The following is a 13776-nucleotide window of genomic DNA, read 5'->3' on the forward strand; positions in this document are numbered from 1 at the left end:
ATCTCTTGTCATTCATTCTCGTCGATCAGAACAACACTCGCTGGTAACGTGGCCTCAAGTTCACTGATGCCAGCCATCGTCACTTTTGTGTGATCGAGATCAATGTCTTTCAGGTGAGGATGCCCGTGTAGAGGAACCAGGCCCGCATCAGAGATCTGTGTTCTTTCCAACTCCAGATGCTCTAAGTTTTTGAGTTCACAAAGATGAACTAAACCTGCATTACTGACGTTTGTTCCTGACAGATCGAGACGCGATAAAACTGAAAGTGATTCCAGATGCGTCATTCCTGCATCGCTGATAGGAGATGCATTTAATCTGAGCCAGTACAGTTCAGGAAGATGTTTCAATTGTGCTAGACCTACGCCTGTCACATGTGTATGACTCAGATTCAGAATCCGCAGTTCCTTTAATTTTTTCAAATGAACCAACCCGGCATCACTGACTTGCGTATGATCGAGAATCAATACGCGCAGTCTGGAAAGATCTTTCAGACCAGCCAGCCTTGCATCCGTAACCGGAGATCCATCCAGACTGAGCCAGGTTAAATTCGAAAGTCCATTCAGATGTTTCAACCCATGACCATGCACACGTGAGTCATTGAGATCAATCGATTTCAGTTGGGGGAGGTCTAGCAGATAAATCAAACCGGCATCACTGACACTTGTTTCCCATAAACTAAGGCGTTTCAGTCTGCGAAAACGCTTCAAGTGTGCTATGCCTTCATCACTGAGACCGGCCCCTTGTATCTGCTCTTGACTGTCTAGAGTTCTTTGTTTTGATAGGCAGATAAAGCCAATGTTTCCCGCCTTTAAAGGCGGGAAACATTGGTGGCGAGTGTCAGATCGTGTCGGCCCCTGGTCTTAAAGACCGAGTTGTAGCTGGATCGCCACTCGCTTCTCATGCCTTAACCCGTACAGTCGCCAGAGCGGTGCACCACCACCAGCTCGTATTTGCAAGGAAGGGCCTTAGCATGCATCAGCTTAACACAGAAGACGTTGGGATTGATATTTCAAAAGCCAAGTTTGATGTCAGTTTCCCAGATCGTTCCAAGTCCGTTGTTTACAAGAACACACCAGCCGGGAGAAAAAAGTTAATCGCCACACTCATGAAGCTTCAGCCAATTCGAGTTTGTCTGGAAGCAACCGGCGGCTGGGAAAACAGGCTGGTTGCCTGTCTGCACCAGCACAAGTTTCCGGTTTCTGTCGTCAATCCCCGACTGATCCGGGACTTTGCCCGAGCGAAGAATCAACTGGCCAAAACCGATGAGATTGACGCGCGCATCATCAGGGAATATGCCGAGGTGATGGACCCACGGCTCACTCCACCTTTAACAGAGGCCCAGCAGAAAATGCGTGAATTTACTTCTCGCCGGGAACAGACCAGCAAGATGATCATCCAGGAAAAGAACCGTCTGGAGACCATTGTGGACCAGGACGTCATCAAGATGATTGAACAATCCATTGCTTTCCACAAAGAACAGCTCAGGCTGATCGAGAAGGAACTGAAGGCACTGATTGACGCCGACGAGGAGTCCCGTAAACGTTCGAAAATCCTGCAATCGGTACCAGGCATCGCCAGTATCACGGCAACTCTGCTCATCTCAGATCTGCCGGAACTGGGGAGCCTGAATCGAAAGCAGATCTCACGGTTAGTCGGTGTCGCACCCACGAACCGCGACAGCGGAACCATGAGGGGAAGACGGACGATTGGCGGCGGACGAGTCCGGATCCGGAACGGATTATACATGCCCACCGTAGTGGCCTTGAGGCACAACCCGATCATCAGTGCGTTCTATAAACGGCTCGTCAAAAACGGAAAACCGAAAATGGTCGCACTCGTGGCTGCCATGCGCAAACTGCTCATCATTCTCAACACCATGGTCAAAGAAGGAAAACAATGGGAGGCAAACGTGAGAAATTCCTGAATTTTTAAGACAGTCGCTACAAAGAAAGGTGTTCCAGATTCGGAAAGGCATCCAGCCAGCTCAGATCACTGTTCTGTGTAATCGTCAGACTGATACTTTTGACTTCATCAAACGACTTAATCTCATTATTATCACGTGAATTCCTGATGGAATCTTCCCAGTCAGACGGTAAAACCGCCAGACTGAAATCAGGTTCGATGTAATCAATCGTTCCATCTAATGCAGCGATATGATATAAGGTCCAACATCTCTGTACTCCCGGCTTCAGTACAGGCGTCAACAGCAAGGCCACCGAAAGAAAAACCAGTCCCCAGCACCGCTTACAGCGAATGCAACGACAGAGCGTCCCTTGTTCTGACTCCCAGTTCATCTGAGTCCCCAACCAGCTGCACATTGTATCTCGATTCCAGACTGTTTCAGGTAACGCCGGCAATCAGGAAGGGGATCAATCTATTTCTGATTAAATCTGCGGCCAGGATTCGGAGGCAATAAAAACCCGATCAACTTCGCTACATTTTGATTCCTGACAGTTGAGTGCGCTGATCAGAATAGGACGCTGTTTGTGCTGAAAATGCGATTCCATGTGCTGTTGCAACTCGTTGAAGTTGAGCAGCCTGTCATCGGATTTGCTGCAGAGGGACGCGGATAACCAGTCCGGCTTTTCACGGATTAGAAACCACAGTTCGCCGTGCTGCGCGTTAAGCCGGGAGAGCTCGGAGAGGTGTAGCCAGCTGCCTCGTTCATGTGTCGGTGAGAGTTTCTCCGGGAGTTGTTTGGGAGAATTGTGATCGGTGTGATAAAAGATCATGCCTTTCACAAACGCCTGCCGCCGGTTGACTTCAGGGAAGTGTGTCTTGCTCAAGGGAAGCTGAAAGTCGAACAGCCGCCGCATTTTCTTTTCGAACGTATCCTTCACATTCGGCCCCACGAAGTGACTGCCGGTCGCGTTGTCACCGGGATCATATAGATAGAATTTGACCGCGATTTCCCAGTGATTTACAACGCCGGCTTCGTCTTCGAACAGAATATCGATCTCGCCGATGGTCTGATTCGCTTCAAAAATCTGCTGATGTCGGGCGATGATTTTCAGCCGGCGGATATGTTCCAGCCAATACAGGACCAGTCCTTCAAAATACGTTCCAATCCGAAATCGGGAATAGGGGGCGAGATAATTCTCCAGGTGCGGAACGTCGATCGCCTGGAAATCAGGAACTTCAGGAAGAATCTCATCTTCGCTGGCCTGTGTGATTAACGACGGACTGGTGATCGCCCATTTTAAGTCGCGCAGTGCCTGCGATTGCAAAACGTTCTGGCTGGGTTGGTTCTCTGGCTGGTGATTCATCGTTGCAACATTTTCAGTTTCATCTCAAACAAAAGTAAAGCAAACGTTTTTTTCTTACCTCTCTAGCACATTGCAGGAGTCTTATTCTATGATCATGGCGACAAAGAGAAAAGAGTTCGTTTCTTGAGAGGCAATTCGATACATCGTTAATCAATGGGAATCATGAAATTGAAGACCGTTTTAATTGACCTGGATCATACACTCTGTTCGACTGAACAAGGCGTGGAAGCTGCTTTAGAACACTTTGCTGCATTATACCATTTAACAAATCGAAATCAGCTTAAGAAGCAATTTGGTATCATTAACAATAATCTGTTTCAGCAGCATCTGACAGGACACTACTCAATCGATGAATTTCGACTGAAACGCTACGAACAACTTCTGGACCAGAATGATATTCCCCGAGACAGCAGACTTTCTCTATCAACAGAAGCAGCGACGTTCACAGACCTCATGAACCGGAAATGCGTTCTATTTAATGACGCGCTGGATTTCCTCAAACATCTGAAAACAAAGCCCGTCAAAATCGGCCTGTTGACCAACGGACCTGCAGACGGACAACGCACGAAACTGGAATCTTTGGGCATCTCTGATTTTTTTGACGAAATTTTCATTTCCGGTGAAACCGGTTACTCCAAGCCTGACGAAATTGCGTTTACCCATGCTATGAACGTACTGGAAGGTCGCCTTAGTCACTCTGTCATGATGGGAGATAGTCTGGAATATGATATTGCCCCTGCAGTCAGTCTGGGAATGCAGGCGATCTGGCTCAACCGTTCTGGCAAACAACCAATTCCAGATCCCTCAATTACAACCGTTGACTCCTTGAAGTGGATCCAGGCAGAAGATTTTTTCTTTCATTCTGACTGGTAGAACTTCCTGAAAAAATAGTGTTAAAATCAATCTGTAAAAAGTTGACTTTTACTCTCAACATTTGACATTTATCAAGATACGATAAGAACTTTGATTAATCAGGTATTCTTAAGGATCACAGAAGCCATGAAACAAACACTCGTCTTATTCCTGTTGGGGTCATTGCTGTTCTCCGGTTGCTCAAAGCCCTACACTCCCAAGGAAATGACTGAAGAAGAGCAGGCTCTTAAAAAGGAGCTTTCCGCTTACCAGGATCAAATCAAAGCAGCCCTTGCGAAGCCGGGCGCTTACGTGCAGATCGCGGTTATCGATCGCAAGACGACCTTTCCTGACGATGATCAGAAATATTCGCGGATACTGGTCCTGCAACGCGAGCAACTTGATCTCGATGATTTTGGTTTCAGCCCGCCAGGCAAAGAAACATCGGAAGCAGATGAAGATTACATCGAAGGATTTTTTAATGACGTCATGTTCTGGGTCGATGCGGAAGGAAACATTATCTTCGACGATTATGAGCAACCGCCTGGCACCGAAATGGTTGTCGAGTGGTGCGTACCGAACGTTCCTGAGAAACAGGTCTCTCTCCACTTCGGTGGCACCCCTTGCCTGACTCTGAATCTGGATGAGTGATTTTAGCTCGAAACAGAAAGGTTTTCAGTCATGGAATGGAAACTGCTTTTCAGGAAACACAAGTCTGACGAAGAATTCATTACCGGTATCAGGCGAAACATCGAACAATGGGATCGATGGCGTTATGGAAGAATTCTTTTGTCGGTCAGTTTGGTCGCCGCTTGGATCTGGGTTCTGTCGCTCTCGATCAGGCTGATCTTGAAGTTGGATCAACAGGAAGTAGAATCGATGGCCCTCTTTTGGGGCAATCTCGACATGTTGATCGGCTTTGTCGTCGGTTTACTTGGCAGTATTGCCTTTAGTTACTTAGTGATCCTCTCAGCCAGATTCCGCTCCGAACGACTTCTGCTTAAATATTACGATGCACAGAACTCCCCAGAACAAAGTGAGGACGAAGAAAGTCAAGCGTGAACCTGAAGAAAGAAGTGCGGCGTTTATTCCGCGCCATTTTGAATCAGTGACTGTTGAAATTTTTCCCAGAACGATTTCTGGCGCTCGTATCTGTCAGCGGGAATTTCATGCTTCCTGAACTCCAGCGAGTCCAAACGATCTTTGGTGGCGGCGACGTAGGAATAACCGGCCTCAGCCATGGGATTTCGGTATTCGGGATCGCCGGGTTCATATTGACGTACGAATTTCCCGTTTTCATCCACTTCCAGATTAGCGGTGATCAGCGGCAGCATCATCTGAAACTCGGCCATCGCTTTTTCGGCAAAGCTCATGCCCTCGGTCGTTTCTTCCCAGGCCTTCACGACGGCAGCCGGTGTGTTGCTGCTGGGAAAGCGAATTCCATTCGCCACTCCACTTTGGGTGATTCCATCGTTATTCAAGTCGACCTGCGTCGCGGGCGGCAGGAGCAGATTCAAGGCCCCTTCTTCGGTCAACGCTGACACACGGATCGGGCTGGCCAGACTTTGTACCTTTTGCACCACAGCCAGTTCTTCTTGAGACAGTTTCTGCAGGAAACCTTTCGGATCGACATAGCCTCCTTCTTCGTGAGCACGGACAATGATCTCGCCGAACGACTGTTTCAATTCCTCGGGACTGGAGGCTTGCGCATAACGGCCTTTGAGTTCTCCCGTGAACCAACTGTCCCAGGTTCGTTGCAGTCCTTTGGTGAGAGATTGCTCGCCTTCCAATACCTGCTCTGGTGCCTCGGCGGAAACATATCCCTGGCGGCCGACCTGAGCCAGCATGGCACTGAAGACATTCTGGACCTCATGTTCCTGCTGCCGTTTTTGCTGTGATTGTGTGAGCAGACCGCTGGAACCAAGTGAATCAATTTGCATCGCATCCCCCCTATCGATTTCATGCACGCGCACGTACACCCTTTTGATGTATCGATTATAAGGATTACTCAACTTGAACCTGTTTCGGAATTTCAGCGATACTTATTAAACAGATCTGATGTTTTCCAGATAGGGTGCGGCCCCATGTGGCCGCCCGCCTGGTGGTGTTCGATGTGGAATTCACTCCGGCGATGGAACCAGTTTCACCGTTCAAGTGGTACCTCTCTCTTCACGTCGTTTCCACGGGGAGACACATGGATCTCCCCCTGCATTTTTGCTTAATTGGGCGTTTTCTCGATCACTGTTGGCAAACCAACAGTGCCACCGAACCCCTGTTAGAAATGCCGGACCATAAAAGCAACGAAAAAATGTTTCTGGTGAACTTCGCGGAAATCTAGTTGTCGTACCAACTCGTTTATTCCTGAGACGCGTCTTATGACGCTTCCGAATAGTAAAACCGAACGACCCAGACGCCGCTTTCCAGTGTGGGTTCTTCACTGAGCTCCCACTTGTCGGCGTCAGGACCTGTTTTGGAGGGGATGATGGTGATGCCATTGGGGCCGCTGAGGTCACATTGGAAGGTCAATTCGGTTTTACCGCCGTCCGGTGAATAAGTCCAGATGGCCTGGTATGGTGTTTTTGACGCCGGGGCACTATAGCCGCCTGCCGTCGAGCCACCAGCAAGTTCCGGGGGCAGATCAAACGAAGACGTCGTACTGGAACCGATCAACTGTTTATTGGTGAGCGTCAATTCTTGAGTCGTGTTATTAGTCAACAGAATCGCCATCGGGATCGTCGTTGGTTGTCCCAGAATCAGATCGACGAAGCCCACGGTTTCATAATTGCCGCCTCCCCCGGGAATCGCTGGAGGATTTGCTGTGTACCAATAGGTATCGGGATTCGAATAGCCTTGCAGACGATCGGTAAATCCACTGCCATAAGCATCGCTGTTCTGAGCGATGGCATACAGGTAGGGATCATAATTGTCTGAGTTGGAATCGAGCTCGGAGCCGAGCCAGTCCGTCAGTTTTTTCTGAGCACCGGCGAGGGACAGCAGAAAGAACAGTTCGCCGGTCTTCAAGCCGCCGATGGTTACCGAACTGAACGGCGTGTTGTAGAGTTTCGTCCCGGTCTTCAGGGCATGTTTTTCAATATTCACAGAACTGGCCGACCAGCCGAAGACCATCCCCGCCATCAAGTCGCCAACCACTCTGCCCCCCAGGTCGTTAACGATGCCGTCCGTGTTATAGGCGTTTTCCGTTCCATTATAGGCGACAACATAAGGGGGATTGTTGCCGTAGATCCCCGTTCCCGCGTTGAGATCGGTCTCCTTGATGTAGATGCTGAATGCGCCTGTCACGGTTCCAGTACCACTGATCTCGACGCCGGGTGTGCCGTTGGTAATCCCTACTTTCGTGAGAACGGAATTGTTATCCGGGTTCAGGTTAGTCTTAAATGTGGCCTGGGTCGTATAGTCTTGTGCTGTGGCAAAATCAGGAGCCTGAGGAGAATATGTCTTTCCGCCACTATAACCAAACAGGGCACCACTCAAGGCATAGCTCACAGGAATTCCTGTATTCGTCGGGCTGGTGTAACTGCAGACATTCAGCGGATTCGTGGCCGTACTTTTTTGCAACGTGGTCATCAGACTGGTCCAGTCGTGATAAGCGGAAGGTGCGGCGGCAGAGGACATGACGCGCACGTTTTTCGTACCATTCGAGACCACAGCGCCGCTGGGAACCTGGTTGACCACATTGGATAGAATGTTACTGCACGAAGTCACCGGGTTGACAGAAGTGGCCTGCAGTGGTTGACCGGTGGTGGCATTACTGACCATCGTGGCTGCGGGGGCCGAAACACCATCGACGTAGGACAAGTCCATATTACTGGCAGTGGGAGTGGGGGGCGCTAACGTTTCTCCATCGACAGTCGGTTCAAAAACGAGATAGGGGCTGGTTCCCGGAGCGCCCGGGTTGGGAGGTTCCGTCAATGCAGCAGGACCATAATTGATATAGACACGCCCCGAAAAGCCATTGAGAGAGAACGTATATTGAGCCGTCGTTCCAAAATAAGGCAGATTAGGAACGGGCGCTAATAAATCGGCAAGTTTAAACGACTGCCAGTTCGAGGTGAAATTTGTAATCTGCGTGGCGCCAATGTACTGAGGAGTACCAGTATTGGTGAAGACTCCCGAAAACGAAACCCAGATCTGATCCTCAGGGTAGTCGCTCTGATTATTCGTGATCACAAATGGTGTATTGATGTAGGTTCCAGACACTAGAAAATCCTTTCTCTATGGTTAGGCCTCAGGGATTTGTCATGAGTCCAGATTGTATCGGGTAATGTTCAATTGTAAACACCTTGTAGACCAGTTAAGTAGTTTCTTCTGAATTTGTTCATCAGTAGAAACTGCGTCATTTCCAGGAGAATGAGCTTGGACTCGTTTTGATTTTGAGGCAGAGAGATTTCAGACAGCCAGCAAACTAACACGGTCTTAACGGACTATATTCAGGTCTGGTTTACCCCTGAAAAAGCAGAGTAGCATCTCAAAACCACGCCTCGAAGGATCTCAAAAATATTCACTTTGTGCCCAAATTGTATAGACAAATATTTATCCAAGTGTATATTAATAAACTGATGTATTGTTCTAAGTGTTGTTATTTACAAATGCTTTTCAATCAGAGGCCGAGCCCAAAATCTGGCCGATTGATCATCCCCATGACTTTTATCTGCCTCCTGTTTCCTTTCTTAAGAGGCATCCACGTTCGATTCGATTTCAAAATAAGGAGTACTCTGTGGTGAAAAATTTATCAAAAGACAGGCGCAACGGGTTCACTTTGATTGAATTACTGGTCGTGATAGCCATCATCGCGATCTTAATTGCGCTGTTGTTGCCCGCGGTCCAGCAGGCACGTGAAGCCGCGCGCCGTTCGCAGTGTAAAAACAATTTGAAGCAGTTTGGATTGGCGTTCCATAACTACCACGATTCTCATAACACCTTTCCGCCCGGGATCATTAACCGTCCCGGTGGTTCTGGCTGGTCTGACCGCTGCGCGAACATGTCGAATGGAGTCGCGTTGCCTGATAACAATTATCGTGCCTGGGGCTGGGGCGTATTCATCCTGCCTAATCTTGATCAGGCACCATTATACAACACGCTCAAACCAGATGGCTGCCGGATGCCGAATGCGGGAGACAGTTATGGAAATACGACGCCATTAAATGACCCTTACCCGTCATTTCGCTGTCCCTCCGATACGGGAAAAGCCGTCAATGCCATGCACCAGAGTTATTCCACATCGAACTATGTTGTGAATGAGCGGATTTGTGTTGGAAACAGCAAGATCCGCATCCGCGACATCACCGATGGTACCAGCAACACACTGTTGTTGGGCGAACGTCGACTGAAACGCGACCCTGCCGGGAAACGATATGGGGGCGCGATCATCTGGGGACGCAGCAATAATACGGATGCTGCCAATAAATTTCGTGTGAACTGGCCGATCAATACGCCTACTGCATCAACGTCAAGTTCCAATGCTGCTTCAGGCGACAGCGGTTGTACGCGGCACGGTGTGAGCAGTAACCACGAAGGGGGCGCTCACTTCTTAATGGCTGATGGCGCGGTCCGCTTCATCAGCGAAAACATCAGCCACAATCCGGCAGCCGGTTCCACAACGACCTGTCTGGGAATGAATCTGAACATGGCAGGGCCGGGGTTTATCTATCAGAATTTGTATTTCATCGATGACGATTACGTTGTGGGAGAGTTCTAAGCGCCATCGCCGATCTATTTCCAGTCAACCAGCTCAAGTGGGTTGGTTGATCTGTTTTACAACACATAATAATTTATGAGGTTCTTACAGATGAATCAAACAAGCATCGCCGTACGGGCATTGCTGATGGTCCTGATTACAAGTCTTTCCGGATGCGGAAGTCAGAAAGAATATACAGGCGAGAAACGATTTCCAATCACGGGAACGGTCTCCTTCAAAGGGGAACCAGTCTCCAGCGGGATGATTTCACTGATTCCCGAAGATGGAAATTCCAATCCTGCCGGCGGCCCGATCGAAAACGGCACGTTTTCCATTCCGGAAGAAAAAGGCCCCAATAAGGCAACCTACCGCGTAGCCGTCTATTGGCGTAAGCCCACGGGGAAAAAAGTCAAAGACGCTGACACGGGAGAAGAAATCGATCAAGTCAAGCAAGTGATCCCGGCCAAGTATAACGACGCAACAGAGCTTTCCGTAGTGGTTGCAGGCAATCCTGAAGAAGATGTCTTGAAACTGGACCTTACAGAGTAATTTTGTTCCGGATTCAGCGAGTTGTTTGGGGCGACTTCTTTGGTTGTCGCATCACAGAATCTGTTTGCGGCACAATCTGAATCGCGTTAAACATCGAGTAATCACTGCCGGCACGATGACTGATCAGCGTTAGTATCTGACCGGCTTTAATTTTGAAGTTAAAGCTCACAAACTGCAAACCTTCACGGTAGGGTTGAGTGCGAAAGTTCCAGGTGCCGTCGTTGGCCGTCGCTTTTTTACCGACCACGCGATTACCAACTTTCAGTTCAATCTCTGCATTTTGATTGGGAGCATCCCCATGTGCGAAGACATAGATTTTGTAACTGCCAGCCGGAAGGTCTAAGACTTTTGTTTGTAAGTCGACACAGCGACAATTGTGATAAATATAGCCTTGGAAGATTCCCGATTGTCCTTTAATACCCCATTCGCCGTCATGCCGTGAAATCCGCAATCGCGCTGTGCTGGAGCTGGCATCACTAAACCGCGTGTAGTCCACCGCTGTCGTGCCGATGTCCACAGAATTCCAGACATCGTTCGGGCGTCCCACAATTCCGTCGTAGTTTCCGATCCCCGGATCGTGCGCGAATACGATGTTCAAAGATCGCACAGCGGGTCGGTTCATACCGGGTAGGGGCCGGGAACGTTTTCCATTCACAGGCAAAGATTGATAAGGTCCCCCCTGGATTGGTTTTAACTCATTCTTTTTTGGCTGCTGCTGCGGAATCGGTTCGGCTTGCGATTGTTGAATATTTAGTGTTGGCTTGGATTGCTTCTGCTCTGGCTGTTGCACTTTCGTCTGCTCTGGCGACGACTGCTGGGCGTGAGCCGTTTCGGTGAGACCGATCTGGAATACTCCCAGCAATCCGGTCAGTCCGAGAAACGAAACGGCAAAGATCAGCATCGTGCGTCGAGGGACAGGGCGTCGATCCTGTGTTTCCTGGAGAATCGCCTGCAGACGCCGGGTGAAACCGTTGCGACCTGCCATGGAGACTGCCGTTGATTCCAGCATCTTGTTCGAATGAAAATGTGAGACCGCCTGCATCAGTAGTGCTGCATAATCTGACGCACGTTCCCCATTCTGCAACACAACATCATCGCAGGCGAGTTCGCGTTCGAGATGCAGCGATCGGGCTGCTACCCAGACGAGTGGATTCAACCAGTACAGCACACACGTCAGCTGCACAAACAGTTGAGACAGACAATCGAGGCGAGAAACATGAGCCAGTTCATGCAGGATGGCACAGCGGATTTCCTGTTCCGGCCAGTGCTCCGCTTCTCGGGGAAGCAGAATTGACGGGCAGATAATTCCCCAGGTCATCGGCATGACTCTTTGATCCGTGACATACAGTCTCACTGGTCTGGAATAATCGAGGTCGTCGCGACACGTCTGCAGCAAATCGAACAACTGACCTTCGGCTACCGCTTCATAGTTCCGGGACGTCGACCAGAGCCGCACACGCATGATCAACAGTCGAATCAACATTGCCACACATCCCATCAGCCAGAACACATTCAAGGTCATCACCACATTGGGGAGGAAAGCAGACGGCGAGACGCTGATTTTGTCTGTATTCGATAAAGAAGTCTGGGAAGCCGACGATGATGGTAGAGTGCTTTGGAGAACGTCTTTCTGAGGGGAGTGCTGAGTTTGCAAAACCGGCAAGGCGGCGGATGGTCGATTCCTATGATGACTGTTGGCCGCCTGATTTATCGTGCCCGCTTCCAGCGTCCATTTGGGGACACACAAGTTAACGACAGGCAACGCAAGTAGAGCCACGATCGCGACACTCCAGACGGAATAGCGGAACGCTGCGCTGGCGCGTCGCATGAGACGTACCATGACAAACGCAACAGCGAGAATCAGAGTCGACTTGATCGTAAGCTCCAGCAGGAAATACCATTGCCCGTCGAACGAAGCGAGTTCGAATTCTGTATGCATAACTTAGTTTCCCTTTTCTCGAGCTGCTTTGATGAGCTTGACCATATCACGCAATTCGTCGTCGGTCAGCGTTTCGTCGCCACTGGCAAGCTGTGCCGCCAGTGCCTGTTTGAACGAGCCTTCAAAAAATGTCTGGACCACATGCTTCAACGCTTTGGTCCCTTCCGGCCGCCGTGGGGAAGTGGGGGAATAAAGAAACTCACGCCCCTGTTTGTGCCGCTGTACGATCTCTTTTTCCATCAGAATGCGGAGCATGGTTCGTATTGCCGTCGGCGTCGGCGCGTTCGGCAGATCGCTTTGGATATCGAGCACAGTCGCTTCACTGCGCGAATAAATCGAATCCATGATTTGACGTTCCCGCCTGCTAAGGTCGGCGTGCTGTGACATGTCTTAGTTCCCTGAAAATCAAGAATGTTGATTCGCTAATAAATTAGCGTTTCGAAAAAGAGGTGTCAACATGAAAAGCTAAATTTTTAGCGAATAGAGGCGTCAGGCAAAAACATGGAACCGGAATGTACGTGTCTTACGCGAATTTCATGGTAGTCTAAAACGAATTTTCTTTAGTTGTTTGCGATTCTGAAAAGTAGGGTGCGGACCCATGTGTCCGCCCGCCTGGCGGTGTTCGAATCGGAAATTACTCTTACTATGGAACCAAATCTAGCGTTGAAGCGACACGATGCAATTTAGTCATAACCGAAGGGAGACACTTGGGGCTCCCCTACACTTTCTGTAGATCGGAACGTTTTCTCAATCACTGTTGGCAAGCCAACAGTGCCAGCCTCCCGAAGAAATTATTTCGTGTTCTTTCGAGATTTTCGTGGTAGAACGCAAACGAAACGGATCTTCAACAGACTGTTATTTGCCTTTCTCCACATTTTCAAGGATCGCAGTACCCTTGGCGTCGATGCCGATAATGCGTTTGGTTGGAATCTGGTCGGGGCGATAGAGTTGGGGGCGATGTTGAAAATTCGGATCCTGCAGTTTCTTCACAATGATGTTTCCCAATTCGTGATGCAGCTTAGCGGCGGTTGCCAGGTCCATCTGTGCCATGAAGGCCGAGAAATTGTGATCGGGATCATGCAGCCGCAATTGCACGCGACCATCGGGGAGATATCTGCCGTTGTGATCGATGCCTCGTGTTCCTGTCTCGACACTCCAGCGATAGCGCGAAGGGATCGTGACAACGCCCGAGTCAGACACAGCTAATGCGCTGGTATACATGTGAAAAGAATTTCCTTGAGTGTAGTTTTTCTCAGTCGTAGAGGGTGTATCCGCAGAGAGAACCGTCAACACGCCACAGACGGCAAGGAAGCTGAAAAACGAGGGGCTGAGAAACCGTTTCATTTTGTGATTCCATTCATTTTGAGTGAACTGCTAAAAGAGAAATCGAAAACGGGGGAGAGGCCACCATTTCTTCCTCAAGCTTCCGAATCGATCCTTCAAAGCGTGAGTCTACAGGATCGTCGATCAGATGT

General features: G+C 49.4%; 15 protein-coding genes. 7 read left to right on the top strand and 8 right to left on the bottom strand.

Translation table 11 applies throughout. The annotated features are described in order from the left end of the window. Nucleotides 1–8: 8 nt before the first annotated feature. On the bottom strand, nt 9–707 hold the full coding sequence (locus Enr17x_RS18585; protein WP_145311225.1) for a leucine-rich repeat domain-containing protein: 699 nt from the start codon (nt 705–707) through the stop codon (nt 9–11). Nucleotides 708–970: 263 nt separating this feature from the next. Between Enr17x_RS18585 and Enr17x_RS18590 the strand changes: the two genes are divergently transcribed. Further along, nucleotides 971–1924 (top strand): IS110 family RNA-guided transposase, encoded by a 954-nt coding sequence (locus Enr17x_RS18590; protein WP_145306499.1) that lies wholly within the window; start codon nt 971–973, stop codon nt 1922–1924. Between the two features lie 16 nt (nt 1925–1940). Here the strand turns inward: Enr17x_RS18590 and Enr17x_RS18595 are convergent, their stop codons facing one another. Next, nucleotides 1941–2318, bottom strand: coding sequence for a hypothetical protein (locus Enr17x_RS18595; protein ID WP_145311226.1), 378 nt, complete (start codon nt 2316–2318; stop codon nt 1941–1943). 66 nt (nt 2319–2384) lie between these two features. Further along, nucleotides 2385–3266: a DUF1853 family protein gene (locus Enr17x_RS18600; protein WP_145311227.1), complete on the bottom strand. Its 882-nt coding sequence runs from the start codon at nt 3264–3266 to the stop codon at nt 2385–2387. Between the two features lie 162 nt (nt 3267–3428). On the opposite strand from Enr17x_RS18600, the gene Enr17x_RS18605 reads away from it, so the two are divergent. From Enr17x_RS18605 to Enr17x_RS18615, 3 genes are all read left to right on the top strand, one after another. Beyond that, nucleotides 3429–4139 carry an HAD family hydrolase gene (locus tag Enr17x_RS18605; RefSeq protein WP_198000667.1) on the top strand — a complete coding sequence of 237 codons (711 nt, stop codon included), beginning with the start codon at nt 3429–3431 and terminating at the stop codon, nt 4137–4139. A gap of 126 nt (nt 4140–4265) precedes the next feature. After that, the gene (locus Enr17x_RS18610; protein WP_145311229.1) at nt 4266–4769 is read left to right on the top strand and encodes a hypothetical protein; all 504 of its coding nucleotides are present in this window, start codon (nt 4266–4268) and stop codon (nt 4767–4769) included. 30 nt (nt 4770–4799) lie between these two features. Then, entirely contained in the window at nt 4800–5180 is a 381-nt protein-coding gene (locus Enr17x_RS18615; protein ID WP_145311230.1) for a hypothetical protein, read from the top strand. A 23-nt stretch (nt 5181–5203) separates the two neighbouring features. On the opposite strand, the gene Enr17x_RS18620 is transcribed toward Enr17x_RS18615, so the two are convergent. Continuing rightward, a complete protein-coding gene (locus tag Enr17x_RS18620; RefSeq protein WP_145311231.1) occupies nt 5204–6058 on the bottom strand; it encodes a hypothetical protein in 855 nt (284 codons plus the stop codon). Nucleotides 6059–6204: 146 nt separating this feature from the next. On the opposite strand from Enr17x_RS18620, the gene Enr17x_RS18625 reads away from it, so the two are divergent. Beyond that, nucleotides 6205–6456, top strand: a complete 252-nt coding sequence (locus Enr17x_RS18625) for a hypothetical protein (RefSeq protein WP_145311232.1) — start codon at nt 6205–6207, stop codon at nt 6454–6456. Nucleotides 6457–6491: 35 nt separating this feature from the next. Here Enr17x_RS18625 and Enr17x_RS18630 read toward each other — a convergent pair whose 3' ends face one another. Further along, nucleotides 6492–8336, bottom strand: coding sequence for a hypothetical protein (locus Enr17x_RS18630; protein WP_145311233.1), 1845 nt, complete (start codon nt 8334–8336; stop codon nt 6492–6494). 520 nt (nt 8337–8856) lie between these two features. Between Enr17x_RS18630 and Enr17x_RS18635 the strand changes: the two genes are divergently transcribed. Next, nucleotides 8857–9834 (top strand): DUF1559 family PulG-like putative transporter, encoded by a 978-nt coding sequence (locus tag Enr17x_RS18635; protein ID WP_145311234.1) that lies wholly within the window; start codon nt 8857–8859, stop codon nt 9832–9834. 90 nt (nt 9835–9924) lie between these two features. Next, complete coding sequence (locus tag Enr17x_RS18640; protein WP_145311235.1) at nt 9925–10362, top strand: hypothetical protein; 438 nt, start codon at nt 9925–9927, stop codon at nt 10360–10362. A gap of 13 nt (nt 10363–10375) precedes the next feature. On the opposite strand, the gene Enr17x_RS18645 is transcribed toward Enr17x_RS18640, so the two are convergent. From Enr17x_RS18645 to Enr17x_RS18655, 3 genes are all read right to left on the bottom strand, one after another. Beyond that, nucleotides 10376–12301 (bottom strand): M56 family metallopeptidase, encoded by a 1926-nt coding sequence (locus Enr17x_RS18645; RefSeq protein ID WP_145311236.1) that lies wholly within the window; start codon nt 12299–12301, stop codon nt 10376–10378. Nucleotides 12302–12304: 3 nt separating this feature from the next. Next, on the bottom strand, nt 12305–12688 hold the full coding sequence (locus Enr17x_RS18650; protein ID WP_145311237.1) for a BlaI/MecI/CopY family transcriptional regulator: 384 nt from the start codon (nt 12686–12688) through the stop codon (nt 12305–12307). A 468-nt stretch (nt 12689–13156) separates the two neighbouring features. Next, nucleotides 13157–13645: a hypothetical protein gene (locus tag Enr17x_RS18655; RefSeq protein WP_145311238.1), complete on the bottom strand. Its 489-nt coding sequence runs from the start codon at nt 13643–13645 to the stop codon at nt 13157–13159. Nucleotides 13646–13776: the final 131 nt, after the last annotated feature.

The organism is Gimesia fumaroli (assembly GCF_007754425.1).
Classification (GTDB): Bacteria; Planctomycetota; Planctomycetia; order Planctomycetales; family Planctomycetaceae; genus Gimesia; species Gimesia fumaroli.

Excerpts from the sequence above, each read along its gene's own strand:
- Enr17x_RS18590 (WP_145306499.1), top strand. The coding sequence starts at position 971 with ATGCATCAGCTTAACACAGAAGACGTTGGGATTGATATTTCAAAAGCC.
- Enr17x_RS18595 (WP_145311226.1), bottom strand. The coding sequence starts at position 2,318 with ATGTGCAGCTGGTTGGGGACTCAGATGAACTGGGAGTCAGAACAAGGG.
- Enr17x_RS18600 (WP_145311227.1), bottom strand. The coding sequence starts at position 3,266 with ATGAATCACCAGCCAGAGAACCAACCCAGCCAGAACGTTTTGCAATCG.
- Enr17x_RS18605 (WP_198000667.1), top strand. The coding sequence starts at position 3,429 with ATGAAATTGAAGACCGTTTTAATTGACCTGGATCATACACTCTGTTCG.
- Enr17x_RS18610 (WP_145311229.1), top strand. The coding sequence starts at position 4,266 with ATGAAACAAACACTCGTCTTATTCCTGTTGGGGTCATTGCTGTTCTCC.
- Enr17x_RS18615 (WP_145311230.1), top strand. The coding sequence starts at position 4,800 with ATGGAATGGAAACTGCTTTTCAGGAAACACAAGTCTGACGAAGAATTC.
- Enr17x_RS18620 (WP_145311231.1), bottom strand. The coding sequence starts at position 6,058 with ATGCAAATTGATTCACTTGGTTCCAGCGGTCTGCTCACACAATCACAG.
- Enr17x_RS18640 (WP_145311235.1), top strand. The coding sequence starts at position 9,925 with ATGAATCAAACAAGCATCGCCGTACGGGCATTGCTGATGGTCCTGATT.
- Enr17x_RS18645 (WP_145311236.1), bottom strand. The coding sequence starts at position 12,301 with ATGCATACAGAATTCGAACTCGCTTCGTTCGACGGGCAATGGTATTTC.
- Enr17x_RS18650 (WP_145311237.1), bottom strand. The coding sequence starts at position 12,688 with ATGTCACAGCACGCCGACCTTAGCAGGCGGGAACGTCAAATCATGGAT.
- Enr17x_RS18655 (WP_145311238.1), bottom strand. The coding sequence starts at position 13,645 with ATGAAACGGTTTCTCAGCCCCTCGTTTTTCAGCTTCCTTGCCGTCTGT.